This is a genomic window from Actinoplanes sp. ATCC 53533 (genome assembly GCF_003947245.1).
Window position 1 is genome coordinate 64736 of record NZ_QHHV01000057.1, and the last position, 23592, is coordinate 88327.

Annotated in this window: 22 protein-coding genes and 1 pseudogene; 14 read left to right on the top strand and 9 right to left on the bottom strand. The window is 69.7% G+C overall.

All coding sequences use genetic code 11. The features are described 5' to 3' along the window. Positions 1–223 precede the first annotated feature (223 nt). The 4 genes from DMB66_RS19565 to DMB66_RS19580 are packed head-to-tail and all read left to right on the top strand — an operon-like array spanning position 224 to position 4753. On the top strand, positions 224–715 hold the full coding sequence (locus DMB66_RS19565; RefSeq protein WP_370318768.1) for a (2Fe-2S)-binding protein: 492 nt from the start codon (positions 224–226) through the stop codon (positions 713–715). Further along, positions 712–1707, top strand: a complete 996-nt coding sequence (locus DMB66_RS19570; protein WP_125805539.1) for a xanthine dehydrogenase family protein subunit M — start codon at positions 712–714, stop codon at positions 1705–1707. Before DMB66_RS19565 ends, DMB66_RS19570 begins: the two co-directional genes overlap by 4 nt. Then, the gene (locus DMB66_RS19575) at positions 1704–4007 is read left to right on the top strand and encodes a xanthine dehydrogenase family protein molybdopterin-binding subunit (RefSeq protein ID WP_125805540.1); all 2304 of its coding nucleotides are present in this window, start codon (positions 1704–1706) and stop codon (positions 4005–4007) included. Before DMB66_RS19570 ends, DMB66_RS19575 begins: the two co-directional genes overlap by 4 nt. 41 nt (positions 4008–4048) lie before the next feature. Next, positions 4049–4753, top strand: coding sequence for a hypothetical protein (locus DMB66_RS19580; protein WP_125805541.1), 705 nt, complete (start codon positions 4049–4051; stop codon positions 4751–4753). Between the two features lie 104 nt (positions 4754–4857). On the opposite strand, the gene DMB66_RS19585 is transcribed toward DMB66_RS19580, so the two are convergent. Beyond that, a complete protein-coding gene (locus DMB66_RS19585; RefSeq protein ID WP_233624705.1) occupies positions 4858–5508 on the bottom strand; it encodes a TetR/AcrR family transcriptional regulator in 651 nt (216 codons plus the stop codon). 160 nt (positions 5509–5668) lie between these two features. On the opposite strand from DMB66_RS19585, the gene DMB66_RS19590 reads away from it, so the two are divergent. Further along, complete coding sequence (locus DMB66_RS19590) at positions 5669–6583, top strand: NAD-dependent epimerase (RefSeq protein ID WP_125805543.1); 915 nt, start codon at positions 5669–5671, stop codon at positions 6581–6583. Between the two features lie 135 nt (positions 6584–6718). On the opposite strand, the pseudogene DMB66_RS19595 reads toward DMB66_RS19590, so the two are convergent. Both DMB66_RS19595 and DMB66_RS19600 read right to left on the bottom strand, forming a co-directional pair. Next, positions 6719–6919, bottom strand: a pseudogene (locus DMB66_RS19595) (aldo/keto reductase); the annotation flags it as partial. A 337-nt stretch (positions 6920–7256) separates the two neighbouring features. Then, the gene (locus tag DMB66_RS19600; protein ID WP_125805544.1) at positions 7257–7925 is read right to left on the bottom strand and encodes a hypothetical protein; all 669 of its coding nucleotides are present in this window, start codon (positions 7923–7925) and stop codon (positions 7257–7259) included. Positions 7926–8165: 240 nt separating this feature from the next. On the opposite strand from DMB66_RS19600, the gene DMB66_RS19605 reads away from it, so the two are divergent. From DMB66_RS19605 to DMB66_RS19615, 3 genes are read left to right on the top strand one after another with little or no spacing between them, the layout of a single operon-like run. Next, the gene (locus DMB66_RS19605) at positions 8166–8777 is read left to right on the top strand and encodes a hypothetical protein (protein WP_125805545.1); all 612 of its coding nucleotides are present in this window, start codon (positions 8166–8168) and stop codon (positions 8775–8777) included. An 11-nt stretch (positions 8778–8788) separates the two neighbouring features. Further along, the gene (locus DMB66_RS19610) at positions 8789–9436 is read left to right on the top strand and encodes a hypothetical protein (protein ID WP_125805546.1); all 648 of its coding nucleotides are present in this window, start codon (positions 8789–8791) and stop codon (positions 9434–9436) included. Between the two features lie 20 nt (positions 9437–9456). Continuing rightward, entirely contained in the window at positions 9457–10053 is a 597-nt protein-coding gene (locus DMB66_RS19615; RefSeq protein ID WP_125805547.1) for a hypothetical protein, read from the top strand. Positions 10054–10401: 348 nt separating this feature from the next. On the opposite strand, the gene DMB66_RS19620 is transcribed toward DMB66_RS19615, so the two are convergent. Both DMB66_RS19620 and DMB66_RS19625 read right to left on the bottom strand, forming a co-directional pair. Further along, complete coding sequence (locus tag DMB66_RS19620) at positions 10402–12999, bottom strand: DUF6493 family protein (RefSeq protein ID WP_125805548.1); 2598 nt, start codon at positions 12997–12999, stop codon at positions 10402–10404. Continuing rightward, positions 12996–14273: an SWIM zinc finger family protein gene (locus DMB66_RS19625; RefSeq protein ID WP_233624706.1), complete on the bottom strand. Its 1278-nt coding sequence runs from the start codon at positions 14271–14273 to the stop codon at positions 12996–12998. Before DMB66_RS19625 ends, DMB66_RS19620 begins: the two co-directional genes overlap by 4 nt. A gap of 989 nt (positions 14274–15262) precedes the next feature. Here DMB66_RS19625 and DMB66_RS19630 point away from each other — a divergent pair. Both DMB66_RS19630 and DMB66_RS19635 read left to right on the top strand, forming a co-directional pair. Next, on the top strand, positions 15263–15775 hold the full coding sequence (locus DMB66_RS19630) for an integrase core domain-containing protein (protein WP_233624707.1): 513 nt from the start codon (positions 15263–15265) through the stop codon (positions 15773–15775). A gap of 53 nt (positions 15776–15828) precedes the next feature. Continuing rightward, entirely contained in the window at positions 15829–16386 is a 558-nt protein-coding gene (locus DMB66_RS19635) for an SAM-dependent methyltransferase (protein WP_158647288.1), read from the top strand. Positions 16387–16597: 211 nt separating this feature from the next. Here the strand turns inward: DMB66_RS19635 and DMB66_RS19640 are convergent, their stop codons facing one another. From DMB66_RS19640 to DMB66_RS19655, 4 genes are all read right to left on the bottom strand, one after another. Beyond that, entirely contained in the window at positions 16598–18382 is a 1785-nt protein-coding gene (locus tag DMB66_RS19640) for a sigma-70 family RNA polymerase sigma factor (RefSeq protein WP_125805550.1), read from the bottom strand. Positions 18383–18402: 20 nt separating this feature from the next. Then, entirely contained in the window at positions 18403–19188 is a 786-nt protein-coding gene (locus DMB66_RS19645) for a L,D-transpeptidase (RefSeq protein ID WP_125805551.1), read from the bottom strand. A gap of 50 nt (positions 19189–19238) precedes the next feature. Continuing rightward, on the bottom strand, positions 19239–19733 hold the full coding sequence (locus DMB66_RS19650) for a hypothetical protein (RefSeq protein ID WP_125805552.1): 495 nt from the start codon (positions 19731–19733) through the stop codon (positions 19239–19241). Between the two features lie 226 nt (positions 19734–19959). Next, the gene (locus DMB66_RS19655) at positions 19960–20550 is read right to left on the bottom strand and encodes a class I SAM-dependent methyltransferase (RefSeq protein ID WP_125805553.1); all 591 of its coding nucleotides are present in this window, start codon (positions 20548–20550) and stop codon (positions 19960–19962) included. 23 nt (positions 20551–20573) lie between these two features. Between DMB66_RS19655 and DMB66_RS19660 the strand changes: the two genes are divergently transcribed. Genes DMB66_RS19660 through DMB66_RS19675 form a run of 4 tightly spaced genes read left to right on the top strand, consistent with a single transcriptional unit; the run spans position 20574 to position 23573 of the window. Further along, positions 20574–21476, top strand: a complete 903-nt coding sequence (locus DMB66_RS19660; RefSeq protein ID WP_370318777.1) for an alpha/beta fold hydrolase — start codon at positions 20574–20576, stop codon at positions 21474–21476. Positions 21477–21488: 12 nt separating this feature from the next. Then, positions 21489–22742, top strand: a complete 1254-nt coding sequence (locus DMB66_RS19665) for an MFS transporter (RefSeq protein ID WP_125805554.1) — start codon at positions 21489–21491, stop codon at positions 22740–22742. Positions 22743–22794: 52 nt separating this feature from the next. Beyond that, the gene (locus DMB66_RS19670) at positions 22795–23310 is read left to right on the top strand and encodes a monooxygenase family protein (RefSeq protein WP_125805555.1); all 516 of its coding nucleotides are present in this window, start codon (positions 22795–22797) and stop codon (positions 23308–23310) included. A 26-nt stretch (positions 23311–23336) separates the two neighbouring features. Further along, positions 23337–23573, top strand: coding sequence for a 2TM domain-containing protein (locus DMB66_RS19675; protein ID WP_125805556.1), 237 nt, complete (start codon positions 23337–23339; stop codon positions 23571–23573). The last annotated feature ends 19 nt before the right edge of the window (positions 23574–23592 follow it).

Sequence of the window (23592 nt, forward strand, 5' to 3'; positions counted from 1 at the left end):
TACGAGAGCACTTGCTCTTGACAACGAGGGCCGCCTGGCGTGAACATTGGCTCCGATTAAAGAGCACACGCTCTCGGCTTTCCCTCATGGCGACGCCCGCCGCCTGGCAAGCCCGATTGCCCAGGTAGGGAGCAGCACCATTCAGCACCCCGAACCTGACGTCGTGCGCTGTCAGCCGGCCGGCCGCTCGGCAACCAGCGCCGCACAACGAAGGAGCCCAGTAGTGGAGATACGCATGCGGGTCAACGGGGCCGTCCAGCTGCTCGATGTGGAGCCGCGGGTCAGCCTGCTCGACGCTCTGCGCGAGCAGGTCGGCCTGACCGGCACGAAGAAGGGCTGTGATCAGGGTGCCTGCGGCGCCTGCACGGTCCTGGTCGACGGGGTGCGGATCAACTCGTGCCTGGCGCTTGCGGTGCAGTACGCCAGCCGTGACATCACCACGATCGAGGGCGTCACCGGGCATCCGTTGCCGGCGGCGTTCGTGCGCCACGACGGCTTCCAGTGCGGTTACTGCACGTCCGGGCAGATCTGCTCGGCGATCGGGATGCTCGCCGAGCATTCCGCCGGGGCACCCAGTGCGGTGAGCGAGCACGTCGGCGCGAGCGACATCACGTTGTCGGATGCCGAGATCCGGGAGCGGATGAGCGGCAACCTGTGCCGCTGCGGCGCCTACAACGGCATCGTCGCGGCCATCCAGGAGGTGGCGACACCGTGAAGTCCTTCGCCTATGTGAGCGCGCCGGACGTCGCGACGGCGCTGGACGCGATCACCGAGCATCCGCATGCGAAGTTCCTGGGCGGCGGCACGAACCTGGTCGACCTGATGCGGGTGGGCATCGAAGCGCCGGACACGGTCGTCGACATCACCGGCCTGCCGCTGACCGCCGTCGCGGAGCTGCCCGGCGGCGGCGTGCGCATCGGCGCGCTGGTGCGCAACAGCGTGCTGGCCGCGCATCCGCTGATCCGCGCCCGCTATCCGGTGCTGTCGCAGGCGCTGCTGGCCGGCGCGTCCGGGCAGCTGCGCAACATGGCCACCGTCGGCGGGAACCTACTGCAGCGCACCCGGTGCATGTACTTCTACGACCGGGCGGCCGCCTGCAACAAGCGGACACCGGGCAGCGGGTGCGACGCGATCGGCGGATTCACCCGCAGCCACGCGATTCTGGGCGCCAGCGAGCACTGCATCGCCACCCACCCGTCGGACATGGCCGTCGCACTGGCTGCCCTGGACGCCGAGGTGGAGATACACAGCCCGCGTGGGATCCTCCGGATCCCGCTGCTCGACCTGCACCGGCTGCCCGGCGGCACCCCCCATATCGAGACCGTGCTGGCCGCCGACGAATTGATCACCGCAGTCGACCTACCGCCGGCACCGGTCGCGGCCCACTCCCGGTACCGCAAGGTCCGCGACCGGGCCTCGTATGCCTTCGCCCTGGTCTCCGTCGCCGCCGCCCTCACCACCGAGAAGGGCACGGTCACCGGCATACGGCTCGCGCTCGGCGGTGTCGCGGCCAAGCCGTGGCGGGCCTTCGAGGCCGAGCGGGTCCTGCTCGGCGCCCCCGCCACCGAGGAGTCGTTCCGGCGCGCGGCCGAGGCCGAACTCGCCGCCGCGACGCCCCAATCCGAGAACGCGTTCAAGATCGAGCTGGCGCAACGGACGATCGTCGCCACCCTGCGACAGCTCCTCACCGATGGAAGTGCGCAATGACGCAGACCCGAGCGCGCGACGCCCGCAGCGAAGCGACCGGCGGTGCTGTCGGCAAGCCGGTCGACCGGCTCGACGGGACGGCGAAGACCACCGGTGCGGCCCGCTACTCCGCCGAGTACCCGTACCCGAACCTGGCGTATGCCGCGCTCGTCTATGCCACGATCAGCCGCGGCCGGATCACCCAGCTGGACACCTCGGCCGCCCAGGCACATCCCGGCGTGCTCACCGTGATCACCCACCAGAACGCGCCGGCCATGAAGCCACCGCCCAAGCCGAGCACGATGGACCTGAGCACCCGAGCCTCGCCGATCAACGTCAACTACCTCAACACCGACGAGGTGCACTGGAACGGCCAACCCGTCGCGGTCGTCGTCGCCGACACCCTGGAGGCCGCCCGCCACGCCGCCGATCTGGTACGGGTCACCTACGAGCAGATGCCGGCCCTGGTGGACTTCGACGCCGCGAAGGACACCGCCGTACCGCAGAAAGGCAACGCGTTCCTGCCCGCATCCGGACGCAAGGGAGACGCCCAGGCGGCGCTGCTCGCGGCGCCGATGTCGGTGGACATGACGTTCAGCACGCCGACCCACCACCACAACGCGATCGAACCGCATGCCACCACCGCAGCGTGGGACGGCGACCGGCTGACCGTGCACGACGCCACCCAGAACATCGACTGGACCCGCACGCATCTCGCCCTGCGGTTCGGCATCCCGGCCCCGGACGTACGGGTCATCTCCCTGTTCGTCGGGGGCGCCTTCGGCGGTAAGGCGGCGGTCTGGCCCAACACGGTGCTCACCGTGCTCGCCGCCCGGGTCACCGGCCGTCCCGTACGGATGATGCTCACCCGCGAAGGCGTCTACCGCATCGTCGGCGGACGCTCCGCCACGGCCCAGCGTGTCGCGCTCGGTGCCACCACCGACGGCAGCCTGACCTCACTGATCCACACCAGCGTGGCCCGTATCGGCCGGATCGGCGGCATGCCGGACCAGGTGACCTACCAGTCTCGGCACCTGTATGCCGCGCAGAACATGCTGTTGCAGCAGAACCTCGTCGAGCTGGACCTGATCCCGAACACGTTCATGCGCGCGCCCGGCGAGGCGGTCGGCACGTTCGCCGTGGAGTCGGCGGTTGACGAACTGGCCCACCGGCTCGCCATCGACCCGATCGAGCTGCGCATGCGCAACGAGCCCGACACCGATCCGCTGGACGGCAAGGCGTTCTCGCACCGCCGGCTGCGCCAGGCCTACGAGGTGGGTGCGCAACGGTTCGGCTGGGGCCGGCGCAACCCGGAGCCGGGCTCGATGCGCGACGGAAAGTGGCTGGTCGGTATGGGCGTCGCGACCGCCTACCACCCCGCCAACCAGCTCAGTGCCAGCGTCACCGTACGGCTGTCCGCCGACGGCACCGTCCTGGTCCGATGCGGGCTGCACGAGATGGGCATGGGCGCGGCCACCGTCCAGGCGCAGATCGCCGCCGACGCGCTCGGCGTGCCCTTGGACGCGGTACGCGTCGACTACGGCGACTCCACCCTGCCCGTCGCCCCGCAGGCCGCCGCCTCCACCCAGACCGCCACCATCGCGGCCAGCCTGCTGGCCGCCTGCGACAAACTCAAAGCCGCCGTGCTCAGCCTTGCCCACCACTCCCCCGACTCGTCGCTTCGCCGGCACCGCTTGGCCGACCTCCAGGCCCGCGACGGCGGCCTCTACCGCACCGACCAGCCGGCGATCGGCGAAACCTACGCCCAGATCCTCACCAGGGCCGGCCGGGCCGACATCGAGGCCGGCTTCGGCTCCGACACCCGCTTCGGCGCCATGGCCGGGCAGATGCGGTTCTTCGCCCGGTACATCCGCGACAGCCGCCGCTGGGTACGCGCCGCCTCCGGCGCCCAGTTCTGCGAGGTCCGCGTCGACCCGGACACCGGCGAAGTACGGGTCTCGCGCTGGCTGGGCGTCTTCGACATCGGCACCGTCATCAACCCCAAGACCGCGAGCAGTCAACTGCGCGGCGCCATCGTCATGGGCATCGGCATGGCCCTGGCCGAGGAAACCCTCATCGACCCGAACACCGGCCGGATCATGAACGCCAACCTGGCCGACTACCACGTCCCCGCCCACGCCGACATCCCCGCCATCGACATCCACTGCCTCGGCGACCCGGACCCCACCACCCCGCTCGGCGTGCTCGGCGCCGGCGAAGTCGGCATCACCGGCGCCGCCGCAGCCATCGCCAACGCCATCCACCACGCCACCGGCAAACGCGTCACCGACCTGCCCATCACTCTCGACAAACTGCTCTGACGATGACCCGAGCCATCGCAAACAGGACGGACCGATCCGACGTGACGACCTCCCCCAACCGCATCAGAATCGGCGCCGCCGCCCTGACCGTGGCCGGCGTCCTGTTCCTCCTCTACCCCGTTACTCGCCCCTACGAGGACGAATCCACCCTCGCCGGCGCCACCACCGCGATGAGCTCCACCGCGTGGGTCGCCGCCCATCTCTTCGGCATCATCGGCTTCGTCCTGCTGGCGCTCAGCCTTCTCACGCTGCACACCGTGCTCAGCCGCACCCGGGCGGAGCCGCTCGCATACGCCGCGCTGCTGACCGGCTGGCTCGGCACCGGCCTGGCCGTGCCGGGGCAAGGCGCCGAAGACTTCGGCCTGCACGCCACCGCGCTCGAAGCCGCAAACAACCCCCAGATCAACCTGCTCAACGTGATCGAAACGTCCCGACAGAGCCCCGGCCCCATCCTGACCAGCGGCACCGGCATGCTGCTGCTCGCACTCAGCATCGTCCTGGCCGCCGTAGCGATCTGGCGTTCCGGTGTGCTCGCCCGCGCGAGTGGCATACCGCTCGCGGTGGGCATCGCCGCGTTCCTGCCACAGCTATTCGCACCGCCGCCCGTACGGATCGCGCACGGCGTGCTCATTGCCGTCGGGTCGCTCTGGTTGGCCAGGGAGCTGTGGCGCACAAGCGCTTCGTCGTCGGGCCGGCATCTCCAGCGTACGGCCGAAGCCACCGCAGACAGGCGAGCACCGGCCTGATCCCGACGGTTCGGATCAGATGCCAAGAGTGTGCGGCGCAGCGCTGCGCCGTGCACTCGAAGGGCCGGCCGCCACCTTCCGGGGGGGCGCCCGGCCGTATGCGGCTACAGGCCGATCAGGTCGGCGATCTGGCGCATCTGATAGTCGAAGTAGGACTCGCGGGCCTCGATCACGTCTTTGAGCTGACCGAACAGCTCGAAGGTGATGGCGCCGACCAGGTGGGTCCAGCCGAGCAGAGCGTGTGCCAGCGATGCTTCCGGCAGGTCGGGCAGGTAGGTGTACCGGATGCGGGTGCAGTCGGCCAGCACGTCGTCCGGGATATCGCCGGCGCCCGGATCGGTCAGCCCACCGCTGATGACGCCGTCGATGAAAATACCGGTCAGGACGCGCTGGGTCCGCGTTGACGCGGGCAGGGTGTCCGGCGGTGCGGTATAGCCGGGCACCGGGCTACCGAAGATCAACGTGTAGTCCGCCGGGTTGGCCAGCGCCCACCGCCGTACGCCGTGACAGGTGCTCAGCCACCGACCGCGTAGGTCGCCCCGGTCGGCAACCTGGGCGTCCGCGGTTTCGGCCGCGTCCCCCAGCCCGTTGTACGCATCGGTGATCAGCGCGGTGAGCAGGTCGTCGCGGCTGGCGAAATAGCGGTACAGCGCCGAGGAGACCATGCCCATCTCCCGCGCGACCGCCCGCAGCGACAGGTTCGCGCCGTCGGTGGTCAGCAGGTGCCGCGCGGCCGACTTGATCTCACCGATCATCTCAGCCCGAACGCGGGCTCGGACCCGGCCAGGCACCGAGGGACGTGTCATAAGGAACAGTGTGACACATTCGAGAGCAATCGCTCTTGACGGGTACCTCCTCAACATGAACAGTAGTACTCACGAGAGAGCATACGCTCTCGAACGATGAGGAGCTTCGATGTCTCTACACGTGATCGTCGGCGCCAGCGGTGTGGGGGTGGCCACCGCGCGTCTACTGGCCGACCGTGGCGAGCAGGTCAAGATCGTGACGCGCAGCGGCTCCGGCCCCGAACACCCGGCCATCGAGCGGATCGCCGCCGACGCCACCGACGGCAAGCGACTGACCGCCATCACCGAGGGCGCCGCAGCGCTGTACAACGCCGCGAACCCGCGCTACGACCGGTGGCTGACCGATTGGCCCCCGCTGGCGTCCGCCCTGATGACCGCCGCGGAACGCACCGGTGCGGTCCTGGCCTCCGCCGCCACCCTCTACGGCTACGGCCTGGTGACCGGGCCGATGAGTGAAACCACCCCGCTCACGGCGACTCATCCGAAGCTGCGGCTGCGCGCCCAGATGTGGCGCGACGCGCTCGCCGCCCACCGGGCCGGGCGGATCCGCGCCACCGAGGTCCGGTCCAGTGACTTCGTCCAGGGCACCGGAGCCTTCGGTCTGATGGTCGCCAAACCGGTGCTCGCCGGCAAACGGACGGTGGTGACCTTCGCACCCGACCAGCCGCACAGCTTCACCTCGGTCAACGACGCAGCCGCCGCCCTGATCGCCGTCGCTGCTGACCCGCGGGCCTGGGGCAGGGCCTGGCACGCCCCCACGAATGCGCCGTTGACCCTGCGCCAGCTCGCCGCGAGGTTCGCCGAGGTCGCCGGGGCACCGGCGCCGAAACTGACCGCGGTCCCGTACGCCGCGCTGTGGACCGCCGGCGTGTTCGTTCCGATCGTGCGTGAACTGCGCACCACCCGCTACCAGTGGGACCGCCCGTTCATCATGGATTCCGCCGCCACCGAGGAGACCTTCGACCTCAAGCCCCAGCCGCTGGACGACGCCCTGCGCGAGGTGGCCCGAGACCTCCAGCGCTGAGCGGCAAACCTCGACGAGGACCCAGCGGATCCACCCATCCCCGGCCCACGCAAAGTGCGGGCATGGATTCGGGGGGTCTCGCCGGAATTCGTGGACTCGCCGATGTCAGACCACCCAGGATGGAGATCCGCCGAGCTTGCCGACCAGTTCCTCGTTGAGGTACGGGCCGTAGATCTCCGCCGTGTCGACGAGCGTGACACCGAGCTCGACCGCCCGGTGGATGGTGCGGATCGACTCGGCGTCGTCGCTGCCGGCGCCGGTGTAGCCGTGCGACATCCCTATGGCGCCGAGGCCGATGCGGGAGACCTCGAGTCCACCGAGCTTCGCGGTACGCATGGTGTCTCCTCCGTCCCGCGTTCGTCGACTTCCGCCCCGGCACCTTCGTCAACGAGCGCAACCCCAAGACCGCACCCACCCGCAACTGACCACCACCGATGCCGGTTCGGCCGGTAGCGGGTCACGCCGCAGTACCACGGTGCCGTCGAGGGTGCCGTAGGTGATGCGGACCTCGGCGCACACCCGGGTTGCCAGCCACAGGCTGGTGGCCGCGGCGAGCATGTCCCCGAGCTGTGTCGACGCCGGCGGTGCCGGTCCCGCAGTGAGATATCGGGGGTGGAACGTGCCATCGGCATAGTCGCGGGCGCAACGACGGTCGATCCTTGCCGACACGGGGTCAACTGCTCAGGCAGGTGTCGTCGGGTAACCGGCCCGCGATCTGGGTCCAGCCGGGTCCGGCGGCGTCACCCGTGGGTTGGAAGCCGAGCAGGCAGGCCCGCCGGGCGGCGACGGCGTACAGCACCGCACCGGTCGGTGCGGGATCGTCGGGGCGGGCCGTGCGGACGATCGCATCCGGGAACCCGGCTGCGGTCAACGCGCGGCGGACCTTGCCGGCATCGGCGGGGCCGAGAATCAGAGCGCAAGCCCTCGAGTCGGGGTCGCATTGCGTGCGGCGGCTGCGGGTGCCGTTCACGGCCGAGTCGATGATGGGGGCGAGCCGGGCGGCGCCGTCTGACTGCGCTGCTGTCAGCACAGCCCGGCGAATACCGTCGAGGCCGATCCTGGCGCAGTATCCGTCATCGCTCGCGCCCGGCGGCGGTGCGGGGCACACTACGGCGCGTGCCCCGGCGCCCGGGGCCGCCCCACGCGACGCGTGCACGACCAGGGTGGATGCCGACGGCCCGCCCACCGGGGTGCCGGAGGGCCGCAGGGAGTGCACCAACGGCAGCAGGGTCGCGGCGGCGCTGGCAACGACGAAGACCAGCAGCAGGGACCACCAGACGCGCCCCGATCGAGGCCCTCGCCGCGGCCCGTCCGACGGTTGCTCATCGACGTCTTTCGTCATGTCGTGCAGGGTACGACCGTGCCGGACGAGCCCGCCACCTCTGGGGAACAGGGCACGATCGCACGAAGACAGCGCCCGGCGCGATGCCGACGAGCAGGATCCCGACAACGCCGAAGGTGACCGCCGCCCGATCCGGGTCGCGGTTCGCCACGACGATGACCGTGATGGCACGCCCAATGGGTTTAGTCGATCTCCATCGATCGAAATCGTCCTCAATGGACTTGATCCAGGGGAGGACCAATGCGCAAGATGCTCATGCCCGCGGCGGGAATCGTGCTGATGCTCGCCACCACGACGCAGCCCGCCGCCGCAAGCGACCGGACCCCGCCGGAGGCGAAACCTGCCCCGGCCTCGGCAACTGTGCTCACACCGAGTGCGAGCCGTACGGTCGATGGCTGCACGACGGTCCAGGCGCGGCTGCCGGAACTCGCCCGCGCGGCGGCGAAGACCGGCAAGACATCGATCAGCTGTCTCGAACCGACCAAGTCGAGTACGGGCAAGGCACGGCAGCCGGGTCCGTCAGCACGGCTGGAGCCGTTCCCTGACTGGTGCAACGACGCACCAGGCTCCTGGATCTTCAGCTATGAGATCGGCCGCGAATGGATCTGTTCATACGCGGACCTGACGCTGAATGTGATCAACCTGAACACCGGCGCGGTGATCGGGCAAATCTACTTCGACCAGTACGCCTTCGAGTTCACCTCGTCCAGCAGCCCCACGTTCGGGTATCAGGTCTTGCTCGACATGTACGGCGGATGGGGCGAGATCGGCGGCACCTTCGCGCAGGGTAGCGCCTCCTGCATCGGCGTGTGCACGGTGAACAGTTCCGACTTCCCGCCCCAGGCCGTGTGACCCTGACCAGCTTGCCGGACGGAGAGGCGTTCTTCCGATCCACCGCCACCGCTCGCGGATCGGTGGGCACCGCCACCGTGACCTGGTCGTACTTCTTCACCAACCCGGCCTGGACGGCGCCGTCGACCCCGGTGGCCGTGACTCCGCCAGTGACCCGCTGCGATCACAACCTGCCCGGCAACAACACGGTGGCCGGCTGCGTCATCCGCGACATCGCGCCGATGATGCTCTACAGCTATTCGGGACCGTACGAGGAACTCGCCTGGCACATTCTGGCCGCGCAGGACTCCGGGCTTGCCGGCTCGCACCCCGACTACGGCCTGTCGCACCCGGCCCCGCTGAACCGCCTGATCGACGCCGCGCAACAGGACGCCAACTACCGCCGCGCCTGCCCGTCCAGCTACCCACGACCAGCCGGACTCAGCTGCGACGAATACCCGTTCCAGTCCAGCCAACAGGGCGCCTCCACCGGCGGCGGACCCGGCCGCACCTTCGAAGGATGCCAGGTGCCGCTACCGGCCGGAACCGGGCCGAGCGGCTACAGCGCCTGCATGATCGACGAAACCGACAACAGCGACGGCGGCAACGCTCTCGGCTCCTTCTACCTCGATCAACGGATGCTCAACGGCGACGCTTTCTACGTCTGGATCACACCGTAAGGGACGGATAACCTGTCGTGGTGGACAACCGAGGGGACGTACCGGTTTCCGAGCACCTGTTCCACCTGGCCGACACCGGCATCAACCTTCGTTCGCCACTCGACTTCACCAACGGGCTTGCCTCAGTCCATCCGGGCGGCATCGTGGTGTTCACCGGTATCAGCTCCGGGCCCGTGCGGGTCACCGTCGACGCCCGCGACAGCCCGCCGTCCACGGTCGACACCGAGGCATGGGACGACGTGGTCGAGGTTTCGGTGCACGCACCGGCCGGCCGAATGGTGGTCTCCGGCGTGTTCAGCGACGCGCCAGAGCTTCCCGTCCTGACCATCGCGGGTCCGGGCGACTACCGGATCCGGCTACATGCCCGCGGCCGCGACACCGCAATCGACCTAGGCGTTCCCGAACCCGTCGAGGACTACCTCATGATCGCCTGGCCGGCGCCACTGGCGCCGGAAACCAGACTCAAGCACACCGACACCTACGGCGCCGGGCTGCGCCGCCCCCGAAGCCGCCGCCCGGCACCGGCCGCTCGCACGGACGACACACAGGCCGCTCTCCGTGCCCGACTACAAGCCAGACTGCAGGCTGAGGACGACAAGTCCAATCAACAGAGCTAACACAGTGATCCCAGATGGGCCGCACCTGTTCTACAAAACTGCCGGTCAACCGGTTGAGGACCTGCCACCTGGCCGGCTTGCGGGTGGAGCGGCGGTCGCGGGCGGCGCGGTACATGCGTGGTCTGGTCGCGGGCTTGGATCGGCGTAACGGCTGGACGATCGCCGAGCATGCTGACGTTGTCGGAGCCCTTGACGCTCTGCGAGTCCAACACCCCGACCGAGGGCTCCGGAGCGCGGCCCTGGGCCAGCCGGGCCTTGACCCGCAACACGGTGAGCAGGTTCTCCGTGACGCCGGCCTCCTCCCAGCGGACGAAGGACCGGTACACCGTGGGTCAGCGGGACCGCGGCTTACCGGCTCAGGTAGTCGCGCAGGCGGCGGGCCTGTTTGACGGTCAGCGAGCTGCCCTTGGCATCGGCCACCGCGTCCAGGCCGTCGATCGCACCGGCCGCACCGACCCGGCTCGCGCAGTCCGCGGCGAGCGACAGCAGAGCACCGATCTTGCGCGGCCGCCGGCCCTCCGGGAGCAGGCCGGGCAGCGCGCCGGAGAGAATGCCCCAGACCGTGGCCGGCGCGCCGGCCCGAGCCAGCTCGGTCAGCAGATCCAGCGGCTCCGGCGGTTGGTGCTCCCTCCCGGACCAGGCCGCGTTGACCCGGCCGAGTTCCGTGCCGCAGCGCACCGGGTCGAGTTCGCCGCGCGCGATCAGCTGGAGCAGCCCGTCGATCAGTCCCGGCCACTCCGCCCGGTCGGCCCGGGCCAGGCCGTTGGCCACCAGTTCGTGGATGGCCGGTGTCATCGGGCCGTCCGCCTCCACCAGCAGCGGCAGATCACTGGCCCACCCCGTCGTCTTGTGCGCCTTGATCCGCAATGCCTGGTCCACGATGTGCCCGCGCAGGACCGGCGTCGTGGCGACCCACTGTCGCAGACGAAGGTCGCTGGACCGGTGGCTGCGCTGACGATCGCCGAGCCGCCGGACCGGGTCGCCGAAGGTCTCCCGTACGACCGGCAGGACGATGTCCGCGTCCTCCTCGGCGATCCGCAGGCCGTCGATCGACATCCATTCCGCCAGCCGGGCGCCGTCCCGCGTGCCCAGCGCCGCCGCCGCCGCGGCCAGCCGGTCGCGCTCCGGGCCGGGTTGTGTGCGGCGCATGCGCAGCAGCGCCTGATCAAAGTCGACCGGTCCGGCCGGCCGGCTCTGCCGCGCGTACTCCGCGAGCCGTTCCACCAGTGCGTCCGTTTCGATCGCCCCGGTGTTCCAGGACGGCGTGGCGAGCAGCAGCGGCGCGTCGAAGCCGATCAGGTGGGCGGCCTCCCAGGTCCGCATCTTCCAGATGTCGTCGATGACGTCTTCTCCGTCCCAGCGCCCGCCGGTGTGGTTGCCGGCCGGCGGCCGGTTCGGCACGTCCTCGATGGCCACCTCGCCGGTCAGGACCTTCGCGACGAGGGGGATCCCGAATCCGGGCGGGTTCTCTCGCGCCTCCCACTCGTGACGAAACTCGAGAGTGCGCAAGGCTTCGGCCAGCTTCGTGCGGTCCCGGTGAGCGAACCGGACCAGCCCGTCCAGGATCTGCTCGGCCCGCTCGGTCCACCGCCATCCGTGCCAGCAGCATCCCTCCGGGCAGCGTTGTTCGAACTGCACGGCCACGTCCTGCACAAGCTCGGTTAGCGTCTCGTGCGGCACGGCACGCAGCGGCCGGCTGATCGGCGGCAGTGTCTCCCGATGGTCGACGTCCGCCTCCTCGGCGGTGCCGAGTTCGGCCCGGGCCTTGCTCTGCAGATCCGGTGTCAGGTTGGGCAGGGCTTCGATCACTTGGGTACGCGCCTCCGCGTCAACCGCCGAGATGTGCTTCACCACGATCTTCCACGCCTGCTCCTGAACCGATGCGTCCTCGTGGCCGAACGCGACCGCGACGGCCGGGAGCAGCGTGCTCGGCGCGTACCCGTGGTCGCCGAGCGCGACACCGATTACCTTGAGCTGGGCCACCACCACAGTCTTCTCCGGCCGCGCGAGAATCTCCCGCGAAGCGTCGGTGAGCCCGGCCGGGGCGAGCCGGCCCGTCTCGGTCAGCCGGCGCAACCGGGCGACGGCGTCACCGGCGGCGGGCGTCTCCGCGTCGGCCGCCACCCGTGCCCAGTCACCGGCCCGATGGGTGAGTTCGTCGTCGGTCAGTTCCAGCCGATCCAGGATCTGCCGGAATGCGCGCAGCTCCTGCGACTTCCCGCCGCGGATCAGGCGCCCGGCACACTGGTCGATCAGCGCCGCGCGATCGAGCTCGCCGGACTCCGTCAGGGCCACGAGCACGTCCTTCCAGCCCGGGGTGGCGGTGTACTCCTGGCCGGTATTCGCCATACGTTTTTCGTAATCCGCCTGACTTCGCTCCATCCGGTCGATGTACGTGCCGGCGCCGTCGATATCTAGGGCGATGGGCAGCAGCGTCCCGGTGGCCGGATCGGCCCGGAGGTCGTCCAGTCTGTCGACCATCCTCATGTAGAGCGCGGCATACCCCTCGCTGGTCGGCGTCGCGCATCCCGACATCGTCTGCAGGGCCTGGATCAGGGCCCATCGCGGATGCGTGCCCCACTCGAAATGCCGCCCTTGATCCAGGGTGGCGGCCAGCAGATGGGTCAGTTCGCCGAGAAAGGCTGGATCCCGCCGCGGCAGGAACGGCAGCGATTCCGCCGGAAACAGGTTTCCCGACCCGCCGGCCAGGCGCGACCGTTTGCGATCCGTGGCCAGGATCCACTTTACCGCCGAGGCGGGCGTGGCCTGACAGCCGAGACCGGCCAGCTCGGCCGCGTCGAAGACCGGCCAGTCGGGTACGTCGAGGAACTTCCGCACGGCCGGCAAGCTCTTCTTGCGGGTCGCTTCGTCGAGCGTCTCGACGACGTCCCGGACGCGCTCCCGGTCGCCGGCCCGGATCGCTTCGAACAATGCGTCGGCGGTCACTCGTCGTCTCCTCGGGTTGTCATGCGCACGGCCAGGACGTGTTTGCAGGGACCACGACCGCCGCGGTGCTCGGTCCACCACGTGCAGGTGCAGCCGAGGGACCGTTCCGACCGGCTGACCAGATAGACGCGATCACCCGACCGGACGGTGGCGGCGTCGCCGTCGACGGTCACCGCGCCCGCCTCCACCAGCGTCCGGGCATCTCGCAGCCGCGGGTTGTGCCGCTCCGCCCGGCCGGCCCGGAAGGGGAGCTCGCGGTGGAAGTGGGCGGCCTCCGCCGCGTCGTACCCGACCCGGCCGTCGGTGCCGAGCCGGGTCAGCGCGGCGCGGACCCGGTCGGTCGGCATGCCGGATCGGTCGGCCAGATCCGCCACGTCGATGCGCGGCTCCCAGGCGAGGAGCACCGAGACGAGCTCGGCATCCTCGGCCGATCCCATGTCGTCGAGGACCGCGCCCTCGCCGGAGAAGCCACGGGCGGCGCGTGGCGACAGCATCAGGGTCAGCCGCATTCCAGGCAGCACCGCTTCCCAGGCGCTGGATCGTGGTGGGCAGCCGGCAGTGACCGGTGGGCCGTACACCCGCAGGGCGGCGGCGTGCCGCATCACCCGGGCCAGCGCGGCCAGGCGGTCCGGGCCGCCGAGGAACACGGCGCCAGGGGCGGGCCGGCCGGTCGGGCGCAACGCCCGGCCGGACGGCATCAGCCAGCCGTCCGGGGCCCGGCCACGCAGCAGCCGCGTCGCCTCGGCCGCGGGCAACTCGGCCCGCACGTCCATGCCGGACGCGATCAGCTGTGTCTCGGCGAAACCGCGGAGCCAACGGTCGGGCAGCGCGACCTTCTTCTCGACGAGCGGGCTGTCCAGGGTGGTGACGGCGAGTTCGTCCGGGCCGACGCGTAGGTGCATCGGATCGGCCCCGGTGATCCGGGACAAAGCCAGGCGCAGCGGATTGTTGACGTCGACGTTCGTGGTGCCTTGCCCGGGCTCACCGCCGTCGAGGCCGTCCTCGAGCACATCCAGGCGCGCGTACACGCCGCCGCAGGCGGAGAACGACTCGAAGCGCAACCGGTCGCCGTTGCCGGTGACCACCGGATCGAGGGACGCCTTGAGCAGCGGCTGGTAGTAGCGGGCGGCGGCCACGTCGGCGACGGCCAGCAGGCCGGCCGCAGCGACCCGCGGGGTGGTCAGGAAGCCGGAGAAGAAATGTGGATGGGCCGCCCGTCCGCGCGCGGTCCGTCCGCCCGACGTCTCCAGTCCGATTCGGTCGTCGACAATCATCGAATTCTTCATATATGCATATGAATGGCCCGCCGTCACGGGCGACATATTAAGGCGTGAATCACGACTCGATCAAGGGCGAGACGAGGACCAGTCGCGCTCTGAGCCACGTCGCAGGCCCGGACGACGTGGGTGGTTTCCCCAGGCACGTTCCTCAGGCGTCGCGGACCGCGGGAGACAGTCGGCCCATCTAGTTACAATGAGCGACTCCGAGGTAGGCAGAGTTAGGTCCCGCTTTGGGTCTCCGCAACACGATCAGAGTTGACAGGGAAAGCCACGGCGCCGAGACCGAGCTGGTGGCCTTGCCTGTACCGCTCGAAATCGCGGTTCGGGCAACGCTGCCTGCGAGTATTCGTTGATCAGTCCGTTGAGGATCTTCCTACGGCAGATCCGCGCCGAGGCGAGGTCGACGACGGCTGGCCGGTTTCCGTGGCGTTGGGTGGGCGTTGGTAACGGCTCTGGTGGGGCCGATGCTCGTGACGAGGACACCGAAATCCTCGCGCTCCGGCACCAGATCCTGGTCCTGCAACGACAGCTACACGGCGAAAGGGTCCAGTTCACGCGAGCCGACCGGGCCTGGCTCGCCGCCCTGCTGCACCCACTACCACAAACCGTACTGAACCATCTGCGACTACTGGTACGCCCGGAGACCGTGCTGCGCTGGCACCGCGATCTGATCGCCCGACGACACGCCCGACGTTCCCGACCCCAACACGCCGGACGGCCACGAACCATCCGGGTCCATCCGCCGCCTCGTCCTGCGCCTGGCCCGCGAGAACACCACCTGGGGATACCGCCGCATCCACGGCGAACTCCTCGTCCTGGGCGTCAAGGTCGCCGCGTCCACCGTCTGGGAGATCCTCAAAGACGCCGACGTCGAGCCGGCACCCCAGCGCACCAGCAGCACGTGGGCGGCGTTCCTACGTTCCCAGGGCCACGCGATCATCGCCGCCGACTTCTTCGAAACGACCACCCTGACCCGCACCAAGATGTACGTCCTGGCCGTCATCGACCACGCCAACCGCCGCGTCCGGATCCTCGGCGCCACCGCACATCCCACCGCAGCCTGGGTGACCCAGACCGCCCGCAACCTGGTCATGGACCTCGAAGACGCAGGACGCCCGGTGAAATACCTGCTCCGCGACCGGGACGGCAAATACCCGGCCCTGTTCGACACGATCCTCACCGACGCCGGCATCGACGTCGTACTCACCGGGGTACGGATACCCCGAATGAACGCGATCATGGAACGCTGGGTACGAACCTGCCGCCGCGAACTCCTCGACTGCACTCTGATCCTCAACCAGCGGCACCTGCTGCACGCGCTGCGCGAGTACGAGACCTTCTACAACGAACACCGTCCGCATCAGGGCATCACCAACGCCCGGCCACTGGCACCGCTACCCGAACCGATCACCGACCCGGACCGGCTCACCCACCTGAACATCCACCGACACGACCGCCTCGGAGGCATCCTCCACGAATACGAACATGCTGCCTGACCTGCCCGGATGACATTTCCGGCAGGTACAACGCCGCCGACGACCTGGCCGCCGTGCTGTTCGGCCAGCGGGAGCTACGCGACCACCCGAACGCCCTCATGATCTGCGGTGATCCGAGCGACCCCGGCACCATCCTGAACGGGGAAGCGGCCGAGTTCCTCGACCTCAGCGAGCCGTGCGCCGTGCTGCTGCCCGGGGTCCTCGACCTCATACCCGAGCTGGCCGCGCCCTGGTGGGTCGTCGCCCGGATCGCCAGCTACCTCGCACCGGGTAGCTGGATGGTGGCCACCCACCTCACCCAGCCCCAGGCTGGCGAGGACCGGGACGCGCAGAACCTGCTCTGCTCGCTGTGGACGACCCTCGGCGCCGGCCTGTTCCCCGCCCGGCAGCGGAGCTCACCGACTGGTTCCGTCCGGTGTCCGAACTGGCCGCCCCGGTCTGCCCGGCAGAGCGGTTTTGGCCGGACCCCGAAGACAGACCACTGCCCTCCCCGGCGTGCCCGGAACTTCTCGGCATCGCCGCCCGGGTACCGGCTGGCGCCCGCGGGGCGGTACGGCATCCCTGAACTCCCGCCGCCACCGACGGCGGCGGGCCTGCGGCGCCACCCCTGAGCGGCACCGGCGGCCGTCCGTGACAGCGGACGCTCGCCGGTCAGGTCAGACCCGATCCGCCACCACCCAGGCCTCTCTTCCTGGAAGGACCCACCCGGCCCCGGCTGCCCTGGGCGCCGCAACTGCGCGGGCTGATCGCCGACCCACGCCGGCGATCGAGCTGCTGGACAGCTGTACGACGACGAGTCCGACTCTGTACGTGCGCCAGGGCTCACCCGGGGGCGATCCAGGGCACAGCCACCGTGAGATCGGGGCTGCCGGCTGCCGTCAGGACGACCTGCCCGCCGCTACGGGTGGGTGGGCCGGTCCTGGGGATGGCGACCTTGAGGGTGATCGACTCGCCGGGCTCCAGGCGCCCTTGTCGCGGCGACACCGTCAGCCCGGCGGGTGTCGGTGTCGCGACCCAGTCCGCTGTGGCGTCACCATCGTTGTTGAGCGTGAACGAGTCGGACAGGTTACCTGGCGCCCACAGCGGCCCGAGCACGCCGTTGGCTTCGAGTCGGGGCCGGAGCACTGGCTTTCTCTTCTGGACCACGGTGATCGTGACCGTTTCGAACCCTGCCGCCCGGACGGTGAGCGTTACCGGGTCCGCGCCTCGGGCCGCAGCCGCCCGCCAGCTCAGTTCGACCTGCGCTGATCCGCCTCGGGGCACCGACAGCCTGACGGGCGTGACCTGCAGCACGTCGGGCGCATCGAGTGAGATGTCCACCGTCCGCCGGCCGGTGTGGGACACGGCCACTGCCAGGACCGCTGCGCCTGTGGACAGTGCCACCGGGTCCCCGTCTCCCCCCGGCTTCACGACGAGTCGAGGCGTCGCGGGCGCAGGCGGTGGGTCGTTCCCGGAGTCGGGGGTCTTCGACGGTGTGAGCGGGGAAGCTGACACGGTCGTGCTCGGGTCGGATCTCGTCGTCGGGACCGCGGTCGTACCGCCGCTCGGCTGTCCACCGGATGCTCGCTCGAGTGGGTCCGACGATGTCCCCGCGAGTGCTGCTGCAACCATCAGGACGATGCTGAGCATGGCGGCGCCCGCGATCAGCGGGAGGGTCTTACGCGGCCAGGTCCGCGCCCTGCCGGTGGCAAGGAGGTCGAGCCCTCCGTCTGCTCCGGGCGGGAACCCGTCCTCGCGCCAGGCCTCCCGGGTCGGCGTGGATGTCGTGGTGGGAGCGGTGCCAGCCGTCGCACTGGTCGGTTCCGAGAAGCTGCTCGAAAGCACCCGTTCGCGCAGATCGGCGGGCAGGGCCAGGACCGGTAGCGCGACGCTGAGCGCGGCGGGCGATAGCACCCTCTGTTCCAGAGTGGCGCATATGTCGCACGTGTCCACGTGCCGTGCCACCCGCTTGCGCCAGACCGTCGAGAACGTCCCGTTCCAGCCCTCGAGGAGCCCGGCCAGGTCGGGGCAGTCCCGGCGGCCGCGACGAGCGACGAGCAGCGCGCCCAGTGACGTCCTCAGCCGCTGCCGGGCACGGCTGAGCAGCTGGTGGGCGTTGTCCTCGCCGATGCCCAGGGCTGCCGCGATGTCGGCGCCGGCGAGTTGCTCGCCGTAGGCGAGCTCAAGCACCAGACGGTCGCGGTTGTCGAGGCCGGCCCGGGTGTCGGTCAGCAATGTGCGCAGCTCCTCGGCACGGACCCGGTCGTAGCCTGGCGACCCCTCGGCGGGTATGTCGTAGTCCTCAATACGGTCGGTGACGACGTGGCGTCGCTCGCGCCGGATGTGGTCGATGATCTGGTGCCGGGCGATGGCGAACAGCCAGGGCCCCAGCCGATCAGGCTCGCGCAGGCTGGGCAGCCGCTGGGCGGCGAGGACAAAGGTGTCCTGGGTGACATCGGCGGCGGCCTCGCGATCACGCAACTGCCGGACGGCGAGGGAGTGGATCCGAGGTGCGAAGCGGTCGTAGATCTCCCCGAGCGCCGAGCGATCCCCGCCGGTCGCAGCGAGTGCCAGGTCGGCGTCGCTGCGACCGGACCGGTACACCGTTCCGGCATCGTCGTCGCGCATGAGACTGATTCTCACGGCCCTCAGACCTTGACGTCTACGGGAACCCCGATCGGCAGGAGCGCCGCGAGCTGCGAGACGACCTTGTTCGGCAGCCGGATGCAGCCGTGTGAGACCGCTCGCCCGATCAACTCGGGTTGATCGGTGCCGTGCAGCCCGATCTGGCCATCGCCACCACCGAACTCGCTGAGCGTCTCCGACCAGGCCGACAGGCCGAAGGCATACGGCCCGTAGGCGCCGCCGGCCTTGGTGGCGACTTTGTCGGTGATGAAGAACTCCCCCGTCGGTGTCGGGTTGTCGCGTGTACCGACCGCGACCGACGTCGTCAGGACCGGAGATCCGTCCTCGCTGAGCACCAGGGTGCGCTCGCTCAGGTCGATGGCAATGTGATGGCGTACGGCTCGGATGGTGACGTCGGCGGCACGGACCCAACCCTCGGTGTTGTTGGGCCGCGACGGAACCCTGACTTCCAGCCACTGACCGTTCGCAGCGGCCCCGAGGACGCGCAGCACACGCCGGGTGCCCAGAGACGTCGTCGTGGACAGCTCCACCGAGTCGCTGTCGGGGTCCGGGGCTTCGTGAACGCTCACCTGCCTCCGCACGAGCGCCACCGGGTACGCGCCAGCCTCCCGCTCGGATGCCCCCGTGGGTGCGGCACTCGCCGGTGCGGCGCTTGTCGGTGCCGGGCCGGTCGCGGACGACCGGGACGTACAGCCGGTCAGGGCCACACTGGTCGCAAGCAGGGCCACGGCCGAGAGGACGGCGACCCGGGCGGGGGTCCGGCTCGCGCCGGGCTCGGAACTGGTCATGACGTTGCTTCCTTCGTGGCGTGGGTCGGTATGGCGGGCAGGTGGGTGGCTCAGCCGGTGAAGGTGACCTTGTCTCCGGGGGTGGGCACCTCGCACTCGGCAACCTCGCCGGTGAGGTCGAGGTCCGTCCCATCGTCTGTGGGAACGTTCAGGGAGGCCTTGGGCAGGTCACCGACCGGATCCTCGGTGGGCTCCTCACACGGGTCGACGGTCGGAGGGCCGGAAGGCCGCTCCGGGCCGGGGTGCTCACAGTTGTCGTAGACGCCCTGCTCGACGTCAAAGCCCGCGCACGGGGCCAGCGAGCCGCCTCCAGGGCCGACCGGACCGGCGCCCTGCGGATCAAGCGGCTGCGGCGTCGGGTCTGCAACGACCGTCGAGACCGGGACCGGTGCGAGGCCGTCAGGCCCCTGCGGCCCGGCGGCAAAAGCCGTGCCCGCCGTGAGTGCGATTCCCCCGAGCGCCAAGACGCTCGAGACGGCTAGCGCGATCAGCCCGAGCGCAGCGCGGTGGGCTGCGGTGCGGGTCCGGGTGACTGTGCTCAGCATGGGACGCCTCCTGTCTAGGGGCCGCGGCACGCTGCCGGGCTCGATAACAGAGACGACACCACCGAGCTGTCCTGACACTTTTTTCGCCACTGTTAGAACGCGTCACCCACGGGAGCCGCGGCCCAGTGCTTGGGACGTGACCCCAACCACCAAGTTACCGGCGAGTAACTTATGCGCCGGGATGGTCTTGTGGTGTCGCGGCCGGAGCTGGCCTGCCAGGCACTGCCTACTGCAGGCATGACGACCAGCGCGGTCGACGACAGTAGTACACCAGCGCGGGCGGCAGGTTGGCCCAGACCGTCCGGCTGATCAGCACCTCGTCGAAGCCTTCCCGCAGCGATCGCAGCAGGCGCCGGGCCGGAGGCGCCCACCGGGTGTGCACGTAAGCGAAGGTGGTGAACACGCCGTCCGGTGCCAGGCTGTCGACCACCGCGGACAACACGTTGCGCTGATCGGTTTCGGCGAAGGCGACCCACGGAAGGCCGCTGATGATGACGTCAGCGCGATCGAGCCGGCGCTTCAGAAGGACGGCGGTGAGGTCGGTCGCGTCCGCGATCGCCACGTCGACGGCCGGATGCAGCGCCGCCAGCCGGCGCGCGAACCGGGCGTTGACCTCCACCGCGACATGCCGGCCGCGGCCCGCGAGGCGCTGCTGGATGACCCCGGTGAACGCACCAGTGCCCGGGCCCAGCTCGACGACCACCGGGGCACCGGTCCGCGGCAGCGCTGCCGTCGCGACCTCAGCCAGCGCCGAGCCGCTCGGTGCGATCGCACCAACCGTCATCGGATCGCGGGCGAACTCAAGAAGAAAAGACATGCGAGGAACCTAGAACCGGGCACTTGACAAGCGCTGAATTGCTTATTCAGACGGCCATCGCACTCATTCACCAATTGTCAAGTAAACGGTTGCATGCTGATCCGCGAATCACTCGTCACGAAAGGTATCCGATGATGGCCACTCGCCGTATCCTTCTTGCCGGATCTGCCGCGATCACCGCCGGCGCCATGCTGAGCACCCCTGCCGCACAGGCCGGAACCGCCGCTCGAAGTGCCAAGCCAACCGTCGTGCTCGTGCACGGCGCGTTCGCCGACGCGTCCGGCTGGAACGAGGTCGCCGGCCGGCTGCTGCGCGACGGCTACCCGGTGATCGCACCGGCGAATCCGCTGCGCGGCGTGTCCGTCGATGCCGCCTACCTGAACAGCGTCCTGGCCACCATCGGCGGCCCGGTCGTGCTCGTGGGGCACTCCTACGGTGGAATCGTCATCACCAACGCAGCCAACGGCAACTCGAACGTGCAGGCATTGGTCTACGTGGCCGCGTTCGCGCCGGACCAGGGTGAAACCCTGCTCGACCTGCAGAACCGGCACCCCGGAAGCCGGCTGACAGAGGCGGCGCTCGACTTCCGCCCCTACGGTGAAGGCCTCGTCGACGCCTACATCCAACGTGACGCCTTCCCGAGCGTCTTCGCCGGCGACGTGCCGAAAACCACCGCCCGGCTGATGTGGGCCGGCCAGCGCCCGGCTGACCTGCGCGCCCTGGGTGAACCGTCCGGTGCGCCGGCCTGGACCAGCATCCCCTCCTGGTTTCTCGCGGCCCGCGAGGACCTGGTGCTGCCGGTCGCGGCCCAACGGTTCATGGCACAACGCGCCGGCGCGCGGGTCCGGGAGATTGACGCCTCGCACGTCGCGATGATCTCGCAACCGGCCGCGACCACCGACCTGATCAAACGCGCCGCACGCTGAGAGGACGAAACCGTGCATCAACGCGCCTACGAAGGACAGTGCGCATTCGCGGAAAACCGGCACGGCGTCGTCAGATCGCCGAAGCTGACCCTCTTCGCTCTGGCACTGGGCACCTTCGCGATCGGCACCGGCGAGTTCGGCAGCAACGGCATCATCCAGCTGACCGCGTCCGACCTGGACGTCCCTCTCCCCGTCGCCACGTACGCGATCACCGCGTACGCCGCCGGCGTCATCATCGGCTCCCCAGCGATCACCCTTCTCGCCGCCCGGGTCAACCGGCGCACCCTGCTGCTCAGCCTCATCGTGTTGTTCCTTGCCGGCAACGGCCTGTCCGCGCTCGCGCCGAACCTCACCCTGCTGGTCGTCTTCCGGTTCGTCGCCGGAAGCGTCCAGGGCGCGTTCTTCGGTGCGGGCGCCGTCGTCGCCGCATACGTGTACGGCCCGGGAAGGAGCGGTAAGGCATTCGCCACAGTGATGGGCGGGCTCACGATCGCTACCATCATCGGCTCGCCGCTGGGCACCGTCATCGGCCAGAACGCCGGCTGGCGCGCCATGTACTGGGCCGTGGTCGCCATCGGCGCGCTGGCCGGGCTCACCCTGGTCGCCTGGCTGCCGCGCACCGGCGACCTGCGCGGCAGCTCGATCCGCGACGAACTGGGCGCGCTGCGCCGGGTCAACGTCTGGCTGATGGTCGCGGTCGCGGCGCTCGGAATCTCGAGCATCTTCGCCGTCTACACGTTCATCGGCCCGTTCGTCACCGACGCGGCCCGCCGCGACGCCTCGCTCATCCCGGTCGCGCTCGCCGTCTTCGGCCTCGGCATGGCGGCCGGCAACCACCTGGGCGGACGGATCGCCGACCGCTCCGAACACAGCGGACTGATCGGGGGGTACGGCGGAACGCTGGCCCTGCTCGTGCCGATCGGTGTGGCCGGCAGCAACCTGGCGGTGCTGTTCCTCTGCCTGTTCGGCGTCGGTGCGGCCATGATGTTCGCGATCCCCACCGTCCAGGTGCGGCTGACCGGCTTCGCCCCGGACGCGCCGGCTCTGATGGGCGCGCTTAACCTCGCCGCTCTCAACCTGGCCAACTCCCTCGGCGCGATCGGCGGCGCGATCACCCTCGACGCCGGCCGGGGCGCCTTGGCCACTGTCTGGGCGGGGTTCGTGCTCACCTCGGCCGGCCTGCTCCTGTACCTCCTGACGATCGTCCGCCGCGCGACACCGGCGTCCGAGTTGTCGTTCAGTCGGCATCAAGTGCTCAGTCAGTAGCTCTGTCTAGCTTCGGTTCAACCGCACATCGAATCCAAGGGAGCGCCCCGCGATGCCTACTCGGGTCAATCGACAGACCGTCGACCTCTCCTCGTATCCGGATCTCGTCGTGGTCTATCTCGGCATGCGCGTCAATCGGATCTACGGCCTGCGGACGCTGATGGGCTACGGCCCGCAGATCGGCCGTTCCGCGAGCCCCAAGCCGGACGGGCTCCTCCAGCACGAGTCGCTGATGTGGTCGCTGTTCCCCATGCACGTCGGCATCCGCCAGTACTGGCGCGACCTGCCCTCCCTGCTGTCGTGGGCGCGCTCCGAACCACACCGGCTGTGGTGGCGCGACTTCCTGCACAACAGCGGCGGCACCGGTTTCTGGCACGAGACCTACCTGATCCGGGGCGGAATGGAAGCGGTGTACGACGACATCCCGCACCACCGAGGCTTCGCCTCCTTCGCCCCGGTACAGCCGGCACGCGGCCCGATGTTCGGCTCAGCCGCGCGAGTCGGGCGTCCCGAGGACGACACCGCCCCGGTCATCACCGAGGCCGACCTCTACACCCAGCAGATCTGAGCCGTCCCGCCTACGGAGGTAAACAGATGCAGAGAAGTAGCAGTGCCATTCGATGGGGTCTGTGGTCCCACCTCATCTGGTACGTCCTCGCCAACGTCGGCCAGGTCGTCACGTGGTGGTTCGCCACTCCGGAGAAGTTCTTCTGGCCATTGTGGTCGATCGTGGGCTGGGGCTTCGGCCTGGTCATCCACATCTGGGCGGCCCGACGAACGCTCCGCGCGCCGACCGGGCTCGAACCACAGGCAATCCGGCGTGCGGCATAGCGCCGATCTCGACCGCGCC

What these genes read in the sequence shown, in the direction of transcription:
- DMB66_RS19575 (WP_125805540.1), top strand. Translation starts at nt 1,704, where the DNA reads ATGACGCAGACCCGAGCGCGCGACGCCCGCAGCGAAGCGACCGGCGGT.
- DMB66_RS19585 (WP_233624705.1), bottom strand. Translation starts at nt 5,508, where the DNA reads ATGATCGGTGAGATCAAGTCGGCCGCGCGGCACCTGCTGACCACCGAC.
- DMB66_RS19590 (WP_125805543.1), top strand. Translation starts at nt 5,669, where the DNA reads ATGTCTCTACACGTGATCGTCGGCGCCAGCGGTGTGGGGGTGGCCACC.
- DMB66_RS19600 (WP_125805544.1), bottom strand. Translation starts at nt 7,925, where the DNA reads ATGACGAAAGACGTCGATGAGCAACCGTCGGACGGGCCGCGGCGAGGG.
- DMB66_RS19605 (WP_125805545.1), top strand. Translation starts at nt 8,166, where the DNA reads ATGCGCAAGATGCTCATGCCCGCGGCGGGAATCGTGCTGATGCTCGCC.
- DMB66_RS19625 (WP_233624706.1), bottom strand. Translation starts at nt 14,273, where the DNA reads ATGATTGTCGACGACCGAATCGGACTGGAGACGTCGGGCGGACGGACC.
- DMB66_RS19630 (WP_233624707.1), top strand. Translation starts at nt 15,263, where the DNA reads ATGTACGTCCTGGCCGTCATCGACCACGCCAACCGCCGCGTCCGGATC.
- DMB66_RS19640 (WP_125805550.1), bottom strand. Translation starts at nt 18,382, where the DNA reads ATGCGCGACGACGATGCCGGAACGGTGTACCGGTCCGGTCGCAGCGAC.
- DMB66_RS19645 (WP_125805551.1), bottom strand. Translation starts at nt 19,188, where the DNA reads ATGACCAGTTCCGAGCCCGGCGCGAGCCGGACCCCCGCCCGGGTCGCC.
- DMB66_RS19650 (WP_125805552.1), bottom strand. Translation starts at nt 19,733, where the DNA reads ATGCTGAGCACAGTCACCCGGACCCGCACCGCAGCCCACCGCGCTGCG.
- DMB66_RS19655 (WP_125805553.1), bottom strand. Translation starts at nt 20,550, where the DNA reads ATGTCTTTTCTTCTTGAGTTCGCCCGCGATCCGATGACGGTTGGTGCG.
- DMB66_RS19670 (WP_125805555.1), top strand. Translation starts at nt 22,795, where the DNA reads ATGCCTACTCGGGTCAATCGACAGACCGTCGACCTCTCCTCGTATCCG.
- DMB66_RS19675 (WP_125805556.1), top strand. Translation starts at nt 23,337, where the DNA reads ATGCAGAGAAGTAGCAGTGCCATTCGATGGGGTCTGTGGTCCCACCTC.